The sequence below is a fragment of the Duganella fentianensis genome, assembly GCF_964031615.1.
GTDB classification, from domain to species: Bacteria; Pseudomonadota; Gammaproteobacteria; order Burkholderiales; family Burkholderiaceae_D; genus Rugamonas; species Rugamonas fentianensis_A.
In genome coordinates this window covers 301,182-319,308 of sequence record NZ_CAXIQN010000009.1, presented here as the reverse complement: position 1 = coordinate 319,308, position 18,127 = coordinate 301,182, and the positions used below count along the sequence as shown (strand labels likewise).

18 protein-coding genes are annotated in these 18,127 nt (G+C 59.2%); 7 read left to right on the top strand and 11 right to left on the bottom strand.

The features are described 5' to 3' along the window. Positions 1-32 precede the first annotated feature (32 nt). Positions 33-410 (top strand): BlaI/MecI/CopY family transcriptional regulator, encoded by a 378-nt coding sequence (locus tag ABNT42_RS07325; protein WP_348695946.1) that lies wholly within the window; start codon positions 33-35, stop codon positions 408-410. Positions 411-556: 146 nt separating this feature from the next. Here ABNT42_RS07325 and gltA read toward each other — a convergent pair whose 3' ends face one another. The 7 genes from gltA to ABNT42_RS07290 form a co-directional block, all read right to left on the bottom strand. Next, positions 557-1,858: a citrate synthase gene (gltA, locus tag ABNT42_RS07320; RefSeq protein ID WP_348695943.1), complete on the bottom strand. Its 1,302-nt coding sequence runs from the start codon at positions 1,856-1,858 to the stop codon at positions 557-559. Between the two features lie 71 nt (positions 1,859-1,929). Continuing rightward, the gene (locus ABNT42_RS07315; protein ID WP_348695940.1) at positions 1,930-2,211 is read right to left on the bottom strand and encodes a succinate dehydrogenase assembly factor 2; all 282 of its coding nucleotides are present in this window, start codon (positions 2,209-2,211) and stop codon (positions 1,930-1,932) included. Between the two features lie 59 nt (positions 2,212-2,270). After that, positions 2,271-2,981, bottom strand: a complete 711-nt coding sequence (locus ABNT42_RS07310; RefSeq protein WP_155433468.1) for a succinate dehydrogenase iron-sulfur subunit — start codon at positions 2,979-2,981, stop codon at positions 2,271-2,273. Positions 2,982-2,992: 11 nt separating this feature from the next. Next, positions 2,993-4,771, bottom strand: coding sequence for a succinate dehydrogenase flavoprotein subunit (sdhA, locus tag ABNT42_RS07305; protein WP_161034139.1), 1,779 nt, complete (start codon positions 4,769-4,771; stop codon positions 2,993-2,995). A gap of 2 nt (positions 4,772-4,773) precedes the next feature. After that, positions 4,774-5,142 (bottom strand): succinate dehydrogenase, hydrophobic membrane anchor protein, encoded by a 369-nt coding sequence (gene sdhD / locus ABNT42_RS07300; protein ID WP_155433466.1) that lies wholly within the window; start codon positions 5,140-5,142, stop codon positions 4,774-4,776. A 1-nt stretch (position 5,143) separates the two neighbouring features. Beyond that, positions 5,144-5,566 carry a succinate dehydrogenase, cytochrome b556 subunit gene (gene sdhC / locus ABNT42_RS07295; RefSeq protein WP_348695933.1) on the bottom strand — a complete coding sequence of 141 codons (423 nt, stop codon included), beginning with the start codon at positions 5,564-5,566 and terminating at the stop codon, positions 5,144-5,146. A 261-nt stretch (positions 5,567-5,827) separates the two neighbouring features. Next, positions 5,828-6,622 (bottom strand): GntR family transcriptional regulator, encoded by a 795-nt coding sequence (locus tag ABNT42_RS07290; RefSeq protein ID WP_155433464.1) that lies wholly within the window; start codon positions 6,620-6,622, stop codon positions 5,828-5,830. A 258-nt stretch (positions 6,623-6,880) separates the two neighbouring features. Here ABNT42_RS07290 and ABNT42_RS07285 point away from each other — a divergent pair, with 258 nt between their 5' ends. The 5 genes from ABNT42_RS07285 to ABNT42_RS07265 all read left to right on the top strand — a co-directional run bounded on the left by ABNT42_RS07285 (position 6,881) and on the right by ABNT42_RS07265 (position 13,698). Further along, positions 6,881-7,870, top strand: coding sequence for a malate dehydrogenase (locus ABNT42_RS07285; RefSeq protein ID WP_348695929.1), 990 nt, complete (start codon positions 6,881-6,883; stop codon positions 7,868-7,870). Between the two features lie 132 nt (positions 7,871-8,002). Beyond that, on the top strand, positions 8,003-8,986 hold the full coding sequence (locus ABNT42_RS07280) for an aldolase/citrate lyase family protein (protein ID WP_348695926.1): 984 nt from the start codon (positions 8,003-8,005) through the stop codon (positions 8,984-8,986). A gap of 21 nt (positions 8,987-9,007) precedes the next feature. Continuing rightward, positions 9,008-9,505, top strand: coding sequence for a hypothetical protein (locus ABNT42_RS07275; protein WP_348695924.1), 498 nt, complete (start codon positions 9,008-9,010; stop codon positions 9,503-9,505). Between the two features lie 61 nt (positions 9,506-9,566). Next, positions 9,567-12,275 carry an aconitate hydratase AcnA gene (gene acnA, locus ABNT42_RS07270; protein WP_348695921.1) on the top strand — a complete coding sequence of 903 codons (2,709 nt, stop codon included), beginning with the start codon at positions 9,567-9,569 and terminating at the stop codon, positions 12,273-12,275. A 154-nt stretch (positions 12,276-12,429) separates the two neighbouring features. Continuing rightward, entirely contained in the window at positions 12,430-13,698 is a 1,269-nt protein-coding gene (locus ABNT42_RS07265) for a DUF2863 family protein (protein ID WP_348695918.1), read from the top strand. Between the two features lie 15 nt (positions 13,699-13,713). On the opposite strand, the gene ABNT42_RS07260 is transcribed toward ABNT42_RS07265, so the two are convergent. Genes ABNT42_RS07260 through ABNT42_RS07245 form a run of 4 tightly spaced genes read right to left on the bottom strand, consistent with a single transcriptional unit; the run spans position 13,714 to position 17,148 of the window. Further along, positions 13,714-14,007, bottom strand: a complete 294-nt coding sequence (locus tag ABNT42_RS07260; protein ID WP_348695915.1) for a hypothetical protein — start codon at positions 14,005-14,007, stop codon at positions 13,714-13,716. A 28-nt stretch (positions 14,008-14,035) separates the two neighbouring features. Then, positions 14,036-14,497: a CYTH domain-containing protein gene (locus ABNT42_RS07255; RefSeq protein ID WP_348695912.1), complete on the bottom strand. Its 462-nt coding sequence runs from the start codon at positions 14,495-14,497 to the stop codon at positions 14,036-14,038. A gap of 1 nt (position 14,498) precedes the next feature. After that, positions 14,499-15,623 (bottom strand): M14-type cytosolic carboxypeptidase, encoded by a 1,125-nt coding sequence (locus ABNT42_RS07250; RefSeq protein WP_348695909.1) that lies wholly within the window; start codon positions 15,621-15,623, stop codon positions 14,499-14,501. A 31-nt stretch (positions 15,624-15,654) separates the two neighbouring features. Next, positions 15,655-17,148 (bottom strand): acetyl-CoA hydrolase/transferase family protein, encoded by a 1,494-nt coding sequence (locus ABNT42_RS07245; protein WP_348695906.1) that lies wholly within the window; start codon positions 17,146-17,148, stop codon positions 15,655-15,657. A 91-nt stretch (positions 17,149-17,239) separates the two neighbouring features. On the opposite strand from ABNT42_RS07245, the gene ABNT42_RS07240 reads away from it, so the two are divergent. Next, a complete protein-coding gene (locus ABNT42_RS07240; protein WP_348695902.1) occupies positions 17,240-18,127 on the top strand; it encodes a LysR substrate-binding domain-containing protein in 888 nt (295 codons plus the stop codon).

Genomic DNA, 18,127 nt, shown 5'->3' with positions numbered 1-18,127 from the left:
TCTAGATGCATAGTCTAATAAGAATGCGCTCTATGAACACACTCGTCACCAAACCCACTCCCGCCGAACTGGAAATGCTGCGCCTGTTATGGGCCAGCGGCCCCGCCACCGCCAAGCAGGTGCATCAGGCCGCACTCGCTAGCCGGCCGGACATGAACTACGCCACCGTACTGCGTCTGCTACAGGTCATGCACAGCAAAGGCATCCTGAGCCGCGACGAAAGCCAGCGCGCCCACATCTATGCGCCGGCGCAGGCACAGGACGCCCTGCAGACCAATCTGCTCAAAGAACTGATCCAGAAAGCCTTCGCCGGTTCCGGCAAAGCGCTGGTGCTAGCCGCCCTGCGCGGCGGCCATGTGAGCAAAAAAGAGCGCGCCGAAATCCAGGCCCTGCTCGATCAGGACAACTAAGCACAGGGTCAGGTCGGGCAAAGTGCAGGTGACAGGTCGGGCAACGGGGCACTGCCCGACCTGTCACCTGCACTTTGCCCGACCTGACCCCACAGACGAAAAAAAAGCGGGCCGTAGCCCGCTTTTTTTGCAGCTTGAATCGCGGATTAACGCTGATCCAGTGGCTTGACTTCGCGCGTGGTCGAACCCACGAACAGCTGGCGTGGACGGCCGATTTTCTGTTCTGGATCGGCGATCATTTCGTTCCACTGGGCGATCCAGCCGATGGTACGGGCCATGGCGAAGATACCGGTGAACAGCGAAACTGGAATGCCCAGTGCCGACTGTACGATGCCCGAGTAGAAGTCCACGTTCGGGTACAGTTTGCGCGAAACGAAGTATTCGTCGTTCAGTGCAATCTTTTCCAGTTCCATGGCCAGCTTGAACAGTGGGTCGTCTTGCAGGCCCAGTTCTTCCAGCACTTCGTAGCAGGTTTCACGCATCAGTTTGGCGCGCGGGTCGAAGTTTTTATAGACGCGGTGACCGAAGCCCATCAGCTTCACGCCCGAGTTCTTGTCTTTCACCTGAGCGATGAAGGCAGGAATGTTCTCGACGGTGCCGATTTCTTTCAGCATGTTCAGTGCGGCTTCGTTAGCGCCACCGTGAGCAGGGCCCCACAGGCAGGCGATACCGGCAGCGATACAGGCGAACGGGTTGGCGCCCGACGAACCGGCCAGACGCACGGTCGAGGTCGAAGCGTTCTGCTCGTGGTCTGCGTGCAGGATCAGGATACGGTCGAGAGCGCGCACCAGCACGTCGTTGACTTTGTATTCTTCGCATGGATTGCCGAACATCATGCGCATGAAGTTGGCGCTGTACGACAGGTCGTTGCGTGGGTACACGAACGGCTGGCCAACCGAGTATTTGTAAGCCATCGCTACCAGCGTTGGCATTTTGGCGATCAGGCGGATAGCCGATACTTCACGGTGCTTGGCATCGTTGATGTCGAGCGAATCGTGGTAGAACGACGCCAGCGCGCCAACGGTACCAACCAGTACCGACATCGGGTGCGCGTCACGACGGAAGCCGCGGAAGAAGAACTGCATCTGCTCGTGCACCATGGTGTGCTTGGTCACGGTGTCGACGAAGGTGGCTTTCTGTTCTGCGTTCGGCAGTTCGCCGTTCAGCAGCAGGTAGCACGATTCCATGAAGTCGGCGTTCACGGCCAGCTGTTCGATCGGGTAGCCGCGATACAGCAGTTCGCCCTTGTCGCCGTCGATGTAGGTAATCGAGGAATTACATGCCGCAGTCGACATGAAGCCCGGATCGTAGGTGAACTTGCCGGTGCCGGCGTACAGTTTACGGATGTCGATCACGTCCGGACCAACGGTCCCTTTGTAGATCGGAAAATCGACCGATGGGCTACCATCGGAGAACGACAGTGTGGCTTTGCTATCAGAGGTGTTCATGAACTCTTCCTTCTTGGAGAGGTGAGACAAAAGTAAAAAAAACCTGTTATTGCAGTGCTAGGGCTTCAGGCTCAGGCCTGTCGCAGACGTGCCAGCAAGGCATGCACCTGCGGCAGATCGATATCGCCATCAGGCTCCTTGCGGGCCAAAATCAGATCCATCAGGGCATTGTCCGACAGATCCAGCAGCCGCGTCAGGGCGTCCACTTCCTCGTCGGTCAATTCGGTTTCATGCGCATCGAGAAAACGGGTCAGGATGATGTCGTTTTCCAGCAGTCCACGGCGGGCACGCCAGCGCAGGCGCGCGCGGTTGGCCGGGTCAGACTGGTGCGCAGCGGTATTCGGTGCAGTCATGGTGCGGCTACTTTACAAAAACGGGCGGCCTGCGTTGGCAACGCCGCCCGTGTGGTGCATCAGATGGCGCGACGGACCATCAGTTCCTTGATCTTGCCGATAGCTTTGTTCGGGTTCAGACCTTTAGGGCACACGTCGACGCAGTTCATGATCGAGTGGCAACGGAACAGACGGTATGGATCTTCCAGATTGTCCAGACGGGCGCCGGTGGCTTCGTCGCGCGAGTCGGCGATGAAGCGGTAGGCTTGCAGCAGGCCGGCAGGACCGACGAACTTGTCCGGATTCCACCAGAACGATGGGCAGGAGGTCGAGCAGCAAGCGCACAGAATGCACTCGTACAGACCGTCCAGCTCTTCGCGCTGGGCTGGCGATTGCAGACGCTCTTTTTCAGGGCGGATGGAATCGTTGATCAGGTATGGCTTGACCGAGTCGTACTGCTTGAAGAACTGGGTCATGTCGACGATCAGATCGCGGATCACTGGCAGGCCAGGCAGCGGACGCAGCACGATAGGCTCGGTCAGCTCGTTCAGGTTGGTGGTGCAGGCCAGACCGTTTTTGCCATTGATGTTCATGGCGTCCGAACCGCACACGCCTTCGCGGCACGAGCGGCGCAGGGCCAGCGAATCATCCACGTCGGACTTGATGCGCTGCAGTGCGTCGAGCAGCATCTTGTCGGTGTCTTTCAGCTCGACCGTCACGTCCTGCATGTAAGGCTTGGCGTCCTGATCGGGATCGTAACGATAAATTTTCAGTTTGAGAGTGCGTGCCATGTTCTTAGCTCTTAGAAAGTACGTGGTTTCGGTTTGAAGGTGTCGACCGTCAGCGGCTTGGTCACGACTGCCTTGTATTCCAGACGGTTGTCCGCCGAGTACCACAGGGTGTGTTTCATCCAGTTGTCATCGTCACGCTGTGGGAAATCGTTGTGGGCGTGCGCGCCACGCGATTCCTTACGAGCTGCGGCCGAGACGATGGTGGCTTTGGCAGTTTCGATCAGGTTGTCCAGCTCCAGCGCTTCGACGCGGGCGGTGTTGAACACTTTCGATTTGTCCTTGAACGATACGTGCTTGCGACGCTCGTCCAGCTTCATGATTTCTTCCACGCCCTTGTTCAGCATCTCGTCGGTACGGAACACGCCGCAGTATTTCTGCATGGTGGCGCGGATGTCGTTGGCAACGCCCTGCACTTTTTCGCCGCCGTTCGAGGTTTCCAGCTTGTTCAGACGGTTCATCGCGAAGTCGGCAGCATCCTTAGGCAGCGGTTTGTTTTCCTTCTGCTTGAGGTTCTGTGCCACCACGTGGTTACCGGCTGCGCGGCCGAATACCACCAGGTCGAGCAGCGAGTTGGTGCCCAGACGGTTAGCGCCGTGCACCGATACGCAGGCGCATTCGCCGATTGCGTACAGGCCATTGACCACTTTCTGGGTGCCGTCGCCGTTCGGCGTCACCACCTGACCGTGGATGTTGGTTGGAATACCGCCCATCTGGTAGTGGATGGTTGGTACGACCGGAATCGGCTCTTTGGTGGCGTCGACGTTGGCAAACTTGTGGCCGATTTCCAGAATCGAAGGCAGACGCTTCTGGATGGTGTCGGCGCCGATGTGGCGCAGATCCAGCATCACGTGATCCTTGTTCGGACCGCAGCCCCGACCTTCTTTGATCTCCTGGTCCATCGAGCGCGAAACGAAGTCGCGTGGCGCCAGATCCTTCAGCGTCGGCGCATAGCGCTCCATGAAACGTTCGCCTTCGGAGTTGATCAGGATACCGCCTTCACCGCGTACACCTTCGGTGATCAGCACGCCCGCGCCGGACACGCCGGTCGGGTGGAACTGCCAGAATTCCATGTCTTGCAGCGGCAGGCCGGCACGTGCAGCCATACCCATACCGTCGCCGGTGTTGATGAAAGCATTGGTCGATGCAGCGAAGATACGGCCAGCACCGCCGGTCGCGAAGATGGTGGTCTTAGCTTCCAGAATCATGCATTCGCCGGTTTCCATTTCCAGTGCAACCACGCCGACCACGTCGCCTTCGGCGTCACGGATCAGGTCCAGTGCCATCCACTCGACGAAGAAGTGGGTACGGGCACGGACGTTGCGCTGGTACAGGGTGTGCAGCAGTGCGTGACCGGTACGGTCAGCCGCAGCGCAAGCACGTTGTACAGCTTTTTCGCCGAAGTTGGCGGTGTGGCCGCCGAATGGGCGCTGATAGATGGTGCCGTCCGGATTACGGTCGAAAGGCATACCGAAGTGTTCCAGTTCGTACACGACCTTCGGTGCTTCGCGGCACATGAATTCGATCGCATCCTGGTCGCCCAGATAGTCGCCACCTTTCACGGTGTCGAACATATGCCAGAACCAGTTATCTTCGGCCATATTGCCCAGCGAGGCGCCGATACCGCCCTGCGCTGCCACGGTGTGGGAACGGGTAGGGAAAACTTTCGACAGCACCGCGACGTTCAGACCGGCTTCAGCCAGTTGCAGCGATGCACGCATGCCGGAGCCGCCGGCGCCGACGATTACCGCATCAAAGCGGCGGGTAGGGATTGCAGATTTGATAGCTGCCACGATTAAACACTCCAGAGTATCTGTACCGACCATGCGGCACAAGCGATCAACCACAAGATGGTGGCGACTTGCAGGGTCAGACGCAGACCGACGGATTTCACGTAATCCATCCAGATGTCACGTACGCCAACCCAGGCGTGGAAGAACAGACCGAACAGGGTCACGGCGCTGATCAGCTTGAACCACTGCTGGGCGAACAGGCCAGCCCAGCCTTCATAGGTGAAGTTCTGGCCGGTCAGGAAGGACACCAGCAGGATCACGGTGTAAGCCACCATGACCAGTGCGGTCACGCGTTGCGCCAGCCAGTCACGCAGGCCGTAATGCGCGCCTACGACGAGGCGTTTTGGTCCGATGTTATCGTTAGTTGCCATCTCAGAAGACTCCAAACAGTTTGAGGGCGATGATTGCGGTCAGGGTCAGGCTCACTGCCAGCACGGAAGCGGCCGAGTGACGTGCCTGCTCCTTGGCCAGACCGATGTGCATGTCCATGATCAGGTGGCGTACGCCAGCGCAGAAGTGGTGCAGATAGCCCCAGACCAGCGCCAGAATGATCAGTTTGACCAGCGGGTAGGACACGATGCCTTGATAGTACGCGAAGGAGATTTCCGAGCGCAGGCTTTGTTCCAGCAGGTACAGCACGAATGGCAGCAGCAGGAACATCGTGAGGCCGCTGATGCGGTGCAAAATGGATACCAAGCCAGCCAAAGGCAAGCGGTAGTTGGACAATTCCGTCACATGGATGTTACGGAACTCCGGCCGTTCTTTTTTCGGGGCTTCCCTTACGGCTTCTGACATATCAAGACCTCCTAGGCATAAACAAAAATTTCGAGAATGCGATTTTCGCTGATTTTCGCATTTCTAACCAATATGTATTGTTACATATAACTAAAATAGTGGTAGTCAACAGCTGCGACGGCTACTTTCTGTAGCTCAACGTATTTTCAGCGCAACAGGGTTATGCCTCGATTCCCCCCCTGTTTTCGCCACCTGCCGCTGCATTGCAGCAAACAGGCATCTCCTCACATCAACTCGTGTGATCCTTACAGCTCAGCTCACTTAGTTCAATTCGTTGTGATAATGGTGACGGGCGGTCGAGTACAGACCGCGGCGCAGTTCCACCGCCTTATCACCATAAGTGAACGACACCCGCTCCGACTCCAGCAGCGGGGTCTGGGCAGCGATGCCCAGCAATTTTGCATCTTCCTCACCCACGCTGACAGCGCGGATTTTTTCCGTCGCGCGTATCATGCGGGTACCGAATTCCGACTCGAACAGGCCGTACATCGGGCCTTTGTATTCCATCAGGCGCTCGGCCGTCAGCCCTTTGAAGATCATGCCGGGCAACCACAGTTCTTCCACAATGGTAGGCACACCTTCGAACGCCTGCACCCGCTTGATATACACCACCGCATCGCCCGACTTCAGCTCCAGCAGGCGCGCCACATCGGCCGGCGCACGCATACGCTTGACTTCGATAATCTTGCTGTCGGGATAGTGCGGCACGCCTTCGTCCGGCATCAGGCGCAGAAAACGGAAGTGGGCGCGCGCTTCATGATGGGTGGAAACGAAAGTTCCCTTGCCCTGCTTGCGCATGACCAGATTTTCCGCCGCCAGCTCGTCGATCGCCTTGCGCACGGTACCCTGGCTCACCTTGAAACGGTTGGCCAGTTCTACTTCGCTGGGAATCAGTTCACCCGGTTTCCATTCGCCCGACTGCAAACTCTGGGTAATCAGACCCTTGATTTGCTGGTAAAGTGGCGAGAACGTGGGCGAAGGGGCCGCCGATGCGCTGCCCGCACTGCCGCTTGCGGTAGTGGATGCAGGGTTATTATTGGGCGGGACGGAATTCATAGACCACGATTTCACCACAAATACCCCCTGCCGTCCAGCAAAAACCAGCAATAACTTATCTGTCTTATATAAGACATAAGATAGCATTGACTTCTGCCAGACACAGGCCTAAACTCCCCAGCGAGGCGCTTGCAGCAACCCGTCTGACCACCCTTCCGGCACTCCTGCCAGCACTCAAATGCAGTATGATTACGGTTTCCCCCGGGCCGGTACTGGCCCCGCTTAGAGAACGTTTTATTCCCACTTTGGAGATTCATCATGGCAAAAACCCCAATGCGTGTTGCTGTTACCGGCGCCGCCGGCCAAATCGGTTACGCTCTGCTGTTCCGCATCGCCAATGGCGACATGCTGGGCAAAGACCAACCAGTTATTCTGCAACTATTGGAAATTGCTGACGAAAAAGCACAGAAAGCACTGAAGGGCGTCATGATGGAAATCGACGACTGCGCTTTCCCGCTGCTGACCGAAATGACCGCCCACTCCGACCCTATGACGGCCTTCAAAGATGCCGACGTCGCCGTTCTGGTTGGCGCACGTCCACGTGGCCCAGGCATGGAGCGTAAAGACCTGCTGGAAGCCAACGCCCAGATCTTCACCGTACAAGGTAAAGCACTGGACGCCGTCGCTTCGCGCAACGTTAAAGTTCTGGTGGTCGGCAACCCAGCCAACACCAACGCCTACATCGCCATGAAGTCGGCACCATCGCTGCCAGCTAAAAACTTCACCGCCATGCTGCGTCTGGACCACAACCGCGCACTGTCGCAAATCGCTGCCAAAACCGGCAAAGCTGTTAAAGACATCGAAAAACTGTGCGTATGGGGCAACCACTCGCCAACCATGTACGCTGACTACCGCTTCGCTACCATCGACGGCGCTTCGGTAAAAGACATGATCAACGATCAGGACTGGAACGCTAACACCTTCCTGCCTACCGTAGGCAAGCGCGGCGCCGCCATCATCGAGGCACGCGGCCTGTCGTCGGCTGCTTCGGCTGCCAACGCTGCTATCGACCACATCCACGACTGGGTACTGGGCACCGCTGGCAAGTGGACCACCATGGGTATCCCATCGGACGGTTCCTACGGCATCCCTGAAGGCACCGTGTTCGGCTTCCCTGTCACCACCGAAAACGGCGAATACAAAATCGTTCAAGGTCTGGAAATCGATGCATTCTCGCAAGAGCGCATCAACATCACCCTGAAAGAACTGACCGAAGAGCGCGAAGGCGTTAAGCACCTGCTGCCATAAGCCGGGCTGAACTCCTCACTCCCTTCCGCGTAAGTGGAACCGGTTAAACCACCGCTCCGCCGCACTCGCCGCGCTGCTGACAGCAGCGCGGCAGCCCCATCTCACCCCTCCGTAGTTCCAGACATATCCCGCATGCATCCATCCGAGGTTTTATTCCAGGGCAATCGCCAACCCTTGCTGCTGCCAGCTTGTGACCATTACGCCGGCAGCGAAAAGCTGATGCGCAAATCGATTGCCTTGCAACAAGAACTTGGCCCCCTGTTCGATATCACCCTCGATTGCGAAGACGGCGCCAGTGCCGGTAACGAAATCGAGCACGCCCGCCTCGTCGCGGCGCTGGTCATGTCGGACGACAACAAGTTCAACCGCATTGGCGCGCGCGTGCACGACATTGCCAGTCCGCACTTCGCCACCGATGTCGAGATCATCTGCACCGCTGCCAGCAAACTCGCGTATATCGTGCTGCCCAAGGTGCATAGCGCCAAGGAAGTCACGGCGGCGATCAAGCTGATCAACACCCACGCCAGCAAGGCTGGCCGTAAAGACTTGCCCGTGCACGTGCTGATCGAAACCCACGAAGCGCTGCACGATGCCTATGCCATCGCTGCCCTGCCGCAGGTGCAGTGCCTGTCGTTCGGCATCATGGACTTCGTTTCCTCGCACTACGGCGCGATTCCGGCCAGCGCCATGCGTACGCCGGGCCAGTTCACCCACCCGCTGGTGGTGCGCGCCAAGCTCGAAGTCGCGGCGGCCTGCCACGCGCACGGCAAAGTGCCTTCGCACAATGTCACCACCGACATCAAGGATGCCGCTGTGGCGGCCAACGATGCCCAGCGTGCCGCAGCCGAATTCGGCTTCACGCGGATGTGGAGCATCCATCCGGACCAGATCAAGCCCATCATCAAAACCTTTACGCCGCGCATGTCCGAAGTCAATGACGCCACGGCGATTCTGCTAGAAGCTGCAGCAGTGCAATGGGGCCCGATTTCGCAGAATGGCCGCTTGCATGACCGCGCTAGCTACAGATACTATTGGACTGTGCTGCAGCGGGCCAAACTGGCCGGCTTAAGCCTGCCCGAAACGGCGCTCGGCCTGCTCAACGGCAACACCAAATAACCTCTTTCTGGAAGTACCACCATGTCTCTCGCCCAACTGCTGCTGGCATGCAGCCTGTCGTTTACCGCCCTCACTCTGAGCACTGCTGCCCACGCTGACAATGCGCCAGCCAAGGCCGCCAGCAAAAAAACTGCCAAGGCCAAACCTGCTGCCAAAGCGGCAGAAGCCAAACCGCTGGATGAAGATGTGGCCGAACCCTCCGTGCACGAATCGTCGGCGACCGACTTCGATTGCGAACTGGGCAACAAAATCACCATCTACGAAAACGCCAATGACGATGCCCACATCGCCCTGCGCTGGAAAAAACGTCTGCACCGTCTGACCCGCGTGGGTACCAGCACGGGCGCTAACCGCTTTGAAAACCATGTGTATGGTCTGGTCTGGATCGGCATTCCTGCCAAGGGCATGCTGCTGGACTCGAAACAGGGTCGCCAGCTGGCTAACGAATGCCGCAACGCCGAACAGATGAAACCGCTGGCTGCCAACGAAGCGGCGGCCACCGGCACCAGCCTGCAGTAATCCTCTGCCGCCGGCAGGGTATTCCCATCGCACCGACGACACCCCAAACCTAGGAGAAGTCATGGCACACAATACGCTCAATACGCTCAAGGAATTCGATATCGCCGGCAAAGCCGGCAAGTTCTACTCGCTGCCGGCACTGGAGCAGAGTCTGGGGGCGAAAATCTCGCGCCTGCCTGTCTCGATCCGCGTGGTACTGGAATCCGTGCTGCGTAACTGCGACGGCAAAAAAGTCACCGAAGAACACGTCAAGCAACTGGCTAACTGGGGTGCGACGGCGGAGCGCGTGGACGAAATCCCGTTCGTGGTGGCCCGCGTCGTGCTGCAGGACTTCACCGGTGTGCCGCTGCTGGCCGATCTGGCCGCCATGCGTAACGTGGCCTACAAGATGGGCGTGAACGCCAAGAAGATCGAACCGCTGGTGCCGGTCGATCTGGTGGTCGACCACTCGGTCACCATCGACCACTTCCGCGAAAAAGGCGCGCTGGACCTGAACATGAAGCTGGAATTCTCGCGCAATAACGAGCGCTACCAGTTCATGAAGTGGGGGATGCAGGCCTTCGATACTTTCGGCGTGGTGCCACCGGGCTTCGGCATCGTCCATCAGGTCAATCTCGAATATCTGGCACGCGGCGTGCACAAAACCAGCGAAGGGGTGTACTACCCTGATACGCTGGTGGGCACCGACTCGCACACCACCATGATCAACGGTATCGGCGTGGTCGGCTGGGGCGTGGGCGGCATCGAGGCGGAAGCAGGCATGCTGGGCCAGCCCGTGTACTTCCTGACGCCGGACGTGATCGGCGTGAACCTGACGGGCGTGCTGCGCGAAGGCTGCACCGCCACCGATCTGGTACTGACCATTACCGAACTGCTGCGCAAAGAAAAAGTCGTCGGCAAGTTCGTCGAGTTCTTCGGCGAGGGTACCGAGACGCTGTCGCTGACCGACCGCGCCACCATCGCCAACATGGCACCCGAATACGGCGCCACCATGGGCTTCTTCCCCGTCGATGACGCCACCGTCGAATACTTCGAAGGTACCGGCCGCAGCAAGGACGAAATCGCCGCCTTTGCTGCCTACTTCAAGGCACAGGGTCTGTACGGCGTGCCGAAAGCGGGCGAGATCGATTACACCCGTGTGGTGGAACTGAATCTGACTTCGGTAACGCCTTCGCTGGCCGGCCCGAAACGTCCGCAGGACCGCATCGAGATCGGTCAGGTCAAGAATAACTTCACCGAACTGTTCTCTAAACCGACCAAAGACAACGGCTTCAACAAAAAAGCCGAAGATCTGGGCGCCGTCTACACCACCAGCAATGGCGTCAACGTCAAGAACGGCGACGTGCTGATCGCAGCGATTACTTCCTGCACCAATACCTCCAACCCTAGCGTGCTGCTGGCCGCCGGTCTGCTGGCCAAGAAGGCGGTGGAAGCGGGTCTGAGCGTAGCGCCACACATCAAGACGTCGCTGGCGCCCGGCTCGCGCGTGGTGACGGAATATCTGGGCGCAGCCGGCCTGCTGCCGTATCTGGAACAGCTGGGCTTCGGCGTCACGGCCTACGGCTGCACGACCTGTATCGGTAACGCTGGCGACCTGACGCCGGAACTGAATGCTGCCATCACCAGCAACGACATTGTGGCTTCCGCCGTGCTGTCCGGTAACCGTAACTTCGAAGCGCGTATCCACCCGAATATCCGCTCCAACTTCCTCGCTTCGCCACCGCTGGTAGTGGCTTACGCCATCGCCGGCAACATGACGGTCGATCTGATGACCGAACCGGTGGGCAAAGGCAAAGATGGCAAGGACGTGTATCTGGGCGATATCTGGCCGACCTCGAAAGAGATCGCCAAGCTGATAAAGTTCGCCATGAACGCGAAAGTGTTCAAGGCCAACTACGCCGACGTGAAAGGCAATCCGGGCAAACTGTGGGAAGATGTGTCGAGCACGGAAGGTCAGGTCTACAACTGGCCCGCCTCCACCTATATCGCCGAGCCACCGTTCTTCGATGGCTTCGAGATGACGCCGAAAGCAGCGGCCACCGGCATCACGGGCGCCCGTGCGCTGGGCGTATTCGGGGACTCCATCACCACCGACCACATCTCCCCTGCCGGTTCGATCAAGGAAGACGGCCCGGCCGGAAAATGGCTGCTGGCCAATGGCGTGCTGAAGGCTGATTTCAATTCCTACGGCTCGCGCCGCGGCAACCACGAGATCATGATGCGCGGCACCTTCGCCAACGTGCGCATCAAGAACAAGATGATCCCAGCCAAGGCCGACGGTTCGGCCGTCGAAGGCGGCATCACCATCCACCAGCCTAGCGGCGAACAGATGTCGATTTACGATGCAGCCATGAAGTACGTGGCCGAAGGCACGCCGACCATGGTATTCGGCGGTGAAGAATACGGCACCGGCTCGTCGCGTGACTGGGCCGCCAAGGGCACCCAGCTGCTGGGCGTAAAAGCCGTGATCGTGCGTTCGTTCGAACGTATTCACCGCTCGAATCTGGTGGGCATGGGCGTGCTGCCGCTGCAGTTCCTCGGCAACGACAGTGTCGAATCGCTCGGCATCACGGGTAAGGAAACCTATGACCTCAAAGGTCTGGATGGCGAAATCAAACCGCAACAGCAGGCCACGCTGGTGATCCACCGTGACGGCCAGCCGGCACAGGAAGTCAAAGTGCTGCTGCGTATCGACACGCCGATCGAAGTGGACTACTACAAGCACGGCGGTATCCTGCCGTTCGTGCTGCGCCAGTTGCTGGCCAGCTAAGCGCCCTACTCTGATCCAGCTCGCACAACACCACGCCGGCACAATGCCGGCGTTTTTTTCGTCTTGTACGCTTATCATCTACAATAGAGTCATAAGGGTTATCATTTGTTTGACTGATCCGCTTTTTCCACTTTTATGAGACTCTTATTGCGTTATGCGTCGTCCTTCTAAAGATTCATCCCAAAAATTGTCTGCCGAAAGCCAGCGTCTGGTCACCTACGCCAATGCCGTAGGTCAGGCGGCCAGCCGGATCGAAGAGCGGACATGGGAACTCAGCCTCGATGCGCAGTTGCAGAAGCTCCTCAAGACTGGCCATCAGGACACTATCGACGCCACCCTGAACCAGTTGTTCAAGGAAGACCTGAATGCCTACGACATCCTGATGGATAGCGTGGAAGCCGTCAGCGAATCGGCCACCCTGCAGATCGAAACGGATGGCGTGAGCAAAGCCTACGATGTACTGCTGGTGGCCGCGCCCATCCTCGCATGGACCCGTTTTGCTATCGCTTCCGGCCCCATCCCGGCCGATATCCTGAGCACGCTGTCGGCCCATTTCGGCGCCCACCTGCTGGCCGATGGCACCCACATGGCCATGGCGCCCACGCTGTATTCGATCGACCAGCTGCCGCGCAGCCATGTAGAAACCTTCGGCAAAGTGCAGAAGCTGGGTCAGGCTGCCATCAAAGGCACGGCTCTGAAAGCCGACAGCAAAACACCAGAAACGGCTCCCTTCCTCGCAGACACGCGCTACCTGCTGGTGGCCGTGGCGGCACCGGCCGGCACCCCGCTGTTCCGCTGGCAGATGCCTGCCTTGCAGAGCAACTACGCGGCCGAACGCGCGAATGCGCTCGAGCAGTGGCGCAATCAGGTCACGCCTACCGTCAGCCGCCTGCTGCCGGGCTGCGGCGTGGAACTGCTGCTGCCGGAAGCCTATTACATGGCCTGCCGCGAAGCGGACAAACAGATCCGCCCTGTCTCGATCCGCGCTGCCGTGCACTATCTGACCCACACGCTGGGCATGGAACCGGCGGGTCTGCGCGCGGTGATCGCCGGCTTCGGCGAGGAAAGCGCCGATGGCCAGATCGACGAATACCGCGTCGCCTTCACCCAGCGTAATTCCAACGATGTGATGTATGGCGTGGTGTGGCCGCTGTACGGGCAGGAAGACGAAGACGGCACACCGCCGGAAGGCCCGCTGCAAGGCGGCTTCGGCGGCCTGCAGCAGAAGCCCGTCACGCCGGTGGACGAGATCACCGCGCAGCTCAACGCAGCCGGTGTCACGCAGGTGAAAAAACATAGCGAGCGCTATGTGGCCGAGTTCTGCGACGACTGCGGCGCCCCGCTGTTCGCCGATCCGCTGGGCGAACTGGCGCACGCCGAAATGCCCGAAGACGCCCCCACCGGCACCGAGCACTTCCATTAAAACAAAAGCCCTCGATTACGAGGGCTTTTTCACTTCTGGCGGCACTGGCGGCGTGACATAAAGAATGATGGGCTGTGGCGGAGCAGCTTGTGCAGAGCCAGCAATCGGTTTAAGTATCTGCCCCATGGCAATGCCCAAGCCACCAAAGCCGATAAACAGTCCTATCATGGAGGCCACCATCCACTTATGTGTTTCCGCCACCATATGGAGCATTTCAACACGTAGCTTTTCAATATCGGCCTTGGTTGCCAAGGTCGGCACTATCGCTTCGTAGTGCGCTTTGAGCGCGTAGAATTCGCTGTCGTCCATGCTTACAGCATAGGCGACAGCGCACTCTTTACCAAGCCGAATACGGGTGCTTGATCAGACTGGAGTTGAGATAACGCACATCGCTGGTGACTTCCTCGCCGACCCACTCGGGTAGCTCGAACTGTTCGGCTTCGCTGTCCAGTTCGATCTCGGCCACCACCAGTCCCGCATTCACGCCGAGGAACTCGTCGATTTCCCACACATGGCCTGCGTAGTCGACGCGGCTGCGGTATTTCTCGATCAGGGGCTGCTCGCACAGCAGCAGCAATTCGGCCGCGTCGGCCAGCGGAATCTCGTACTCCCACTCACCGCGCACGGCGCCCACATTGCGCCCCTTGATGGTCATGACGCCGCGCTCGCCTTCGATGCGCACGCGCACCACCCGTTCCTTGTGCGAGGACAGATAGCCCTGACGCAGCAGGACCGGCTGGCCCATGCTACGCCACGCATCGCCGCGCAATAGGAACTTGCGCTCGATCTCGACACCCATCTCAGTCGTCCAGCGACAGCAGGATAGGCTGCAGCATGGCCGCGCCCAGCGCCGCACTGCGGGCACCGTTCCAGCCCACGCGTGGATCTGGCAGATCGGCGTTATCCTTAAACGGCATTTCCAAGGTCACCGCGAGGCAGCCGAAATGGTGGCCCACATACTTGGAAGCCAGCGTCAGCATATCTTCCTTGTACTTGCTGGCCGCGTAGCCATACTTATCCTGGAAGTCCGGGCTGGCTGCCTTGTAGCGGTCGATAAAGGCCTGCTGCGCCACGCGGCGCTCTTCGCTGAAGTTTTCCAGCATTTCGTTACCGGCCACGAAGTTGTAAGGCAGCGCTTCGTCGCCGTGTATGTCGAAGAACATGTCGATGCCGGTGGCATGCATTTTCTCTTTCACGCACAGCACTTCAGGGCTGCGTTCCAGCGTCGGCGTCATCCATTCGCGATTCAGGTTGGCACCGGCCGCATTGGTACGCAGATTGCCGCGCACGGAGCCGTCCGGATTCATGTTCGGCACGATGTAGAACACGCAGCGCTGCAGCAGCTTGCGCGCGATCGGGTTGGCATCGTCCAGCAGCGAATCGACCAGACCTTCGACGAACCATTCGGCCATCGATTCGCCCGGATGCTGGCGTGCGATAACCCAGATTTTCTTTTCGGCGTCCGGATTACCGACCACCACCAGATTCATGTCACGGCCATCCACCGTGCTGCCCAGGTCCTGCACGCGGGCCAGCGGATGCTCGCCGATTTCACCGAGCAGTCGCAGATGGCGCTCGAACGAATACGGCTCGAAATAGGCGTAGTACACGCTGTCCGTGTCCGGCGTATGCTTGATGGTCATGACTTCGCCATCGAAATGGGTCGGTACGCGGAACCACGTCTCCGTGTCGTAGCTGGCCACGGCCTGATAGTCTTCATAGCCTTTGGCATAGGTGGCCGAACCGGCGTTCATGAAACGCATACGCAGTTGCTGGCCAGCCGCGCCCTGCACGCGGAAGTGGAACCACTGATGGATGTCCGCGTTGTTATCTTTGCGCAGGTTCAGTTCGATCTCGGCTGCGCTGTCAGCGCGCAGTACTTCGATCGCGCCCGAGTCAAAATTCTGGCTGATTTTAATGGTCATGGTAATCCGTAATGAGAGAGTGCCGAGACCCTTATTTTACCAGCATGCTCCCCTCGCGTTGATAGCGCCCGTACCATGCAAACGCCTGCTCCAGCACATGCGGCGTCTGGCCTCCGCCCTTGAGCGCCTCGGCCAGATAGGCGCGCAACTGGGGACGATAATCGGGATGGGCGCAGTGCTCGATAATCAGCGGCGCGCGTTCGCGCGGTGCCAGTCCGCGCAGATCGGCCAGCCCCCATTCGCTCACCAGCACATCGACATCATGCTCGGTATGGTCGACGTGCGGTACCATCGGCACCACGCTGGAAATCGCCCCGCCCTTGGCCACGGATTTGCTAACGAAGATAGACAACTGGGCATTACGGGCAAAGTCGCCCGAACCGCCGATGCCATTCATCATGTGGGTGCCGCCCACATGGGTGGAGTTGACGTTGCCATAGATATCAAATTCGAGCGCCGTGTTCAGCGCGATCAGGCCCAGCCGGCGCACCACTTCCGGATGGTTGCTGATTTCCTGTGGCCGCAGCACGATGCGCTCGCGGTAGCTTTCCAGATTACGGATGAACTTCTCGTGCATGGCAGCCGACAGCGTGATCGACGAGGCCGAGGCCATCGACAACTGGCCGGAATCGAGCAGTTCGATGGCGCTGTCCTGCAGCACTTCGGAATACATGGTCATGTTACGGAACGGCGAATCGATCAGGCCATGCAGCACTGCATTGGCGATCGTGCCTATGCCCGCCTGCAGCGGACGCAGTTCCGGCCCCATGCGCCCTGCCTTGACTTCGCCTTCGAGGAAGCGGATCACGTGGCGCGCAATCGCATCTGTCTCGTCATCGGGCGGCAGTGCATTGGACGGGCTGTCCGGACTATCGGTAATGATGATGGCGGCAATCCGGTCGGGATGCACGGGAATCGCCGTCCAGCCCATGCGCTGCCACGGCGTCAGCAGCGGAATCGCGCCACGGTGCGGGCGAGCGACGGGCAGATAGATATCGTGGAAGCCTTCCAGCGCCAGCGGCGTACTCAGATTGATCTCCACGATCACCTGTCTGGCCTGCTGGGCAAAAGTGGCAGTGTTCCCTACCGACATACTGGGGATAATGCCGCCATCGGCGGTAATCGCCACCGCTTCCACGATCGCCACATCGATCTCTTTCAGATCGCCCGAGCGCAGTTGTTCTGCCGTCTCAGACAGATGCTGATCGATGAACATGACCTCGCCCGTGTTGATCTTGCGGCGCAATGCCGCATCAGCCTGAAACGGCATGCGGCGCGCTACCACGCCCGCATTGGCCATCAAGCCATCGCTATCGTTGCCGAGCGAAGCGCCCGTCAACAGCGACAATGCCAGCGGTTCGCTGCGCGAGCGCTCTACCAGTGCCAGCGGCATGGCCTTGGCATCACCGGCGCGGGTGAAACCGCTCATGCCTACTGTCATACCGCTCTTGATCAGGCTTGCTGCCTGCGCTGCCGTCATGACCTTGCCCATCAACTCCGGACGGCGTATGCGTTGTTCGTACATCTGGTGCTCCTCCTTGTATGTTTGTTTCAGTATAGAATTTATGGATTAGTCGCTGCATGACTTAAATTCTCTGATTGGAGTCGTTTTTTTCATGGATCTACGCTCGCTGCGCTACTTCGTGGTCACGGTCAGGCTGAACAGCTTTACCCAGGCGGCGGAGCAGCTGAACGTCACCCAGTCCACCATCAGCAAGATGGTGCGCCAGCTGGAACAGGAAGTCGGCACGCAGCTACTGCTGCGCAGCGGACGCCAGCTACAGCTGACGGATACAGGGCGTGTGGTGTTTGCTCGGGGCGAGGAAATGCTGGCCGCCATGCAGCAGCTAACGATGGAAGTAGCTGATCTGCAGACGGCCCAGAGCGGTCACCTGACGATAGGCATACCGCCCATGATCAACCTGCTGTTCACTCCCGTGCTGAAGGCATTCCGCAAACGCCATCCCGGCATCCGTCTCACGCTCAAAGAAGATGCGGGTCAGGCGCTGGAACGGCAGGTAGCCAGCGGCGAGCTGGAAATCGGCATGACGGTGCTGCCAGCCGATCCGCAACTGGGGCTGCAGACCGCGCCCATCGTCAGCTATCCGATCTGGGCGCTGGCGGCACGGGGCACTTTTCCCAAGCAGCACAGCACCCTTAAGCTGAAGTCACTGGCGACGCTGCCGCTGGTGATGCTAACCGATGATTTTGCGCTGACCCGCAGCTTGCGCCACGCGTTTGCGCAAGCGGGCATCGCGCCGGAAATTGCCGCACAAAGCGGGCAGTGGGACTGGCTGGTGGCGATGGCGTCCGCCGGCATGGGCGTGGCGCTGCTGCCGGAGCCGCTGATCCACCGGCTGGCCATCGGCCATCTGGACAGGCTGAAACTGGTCGAGCCGGAACTGCAATGGCAGGCCGCGCACGTATGGCGCGGCCCCTACCTGTCGCACGCGGCACGCGCGTGGCTGGAAGTATGTAATGACGTGCTAGGCACGACAGCGTAA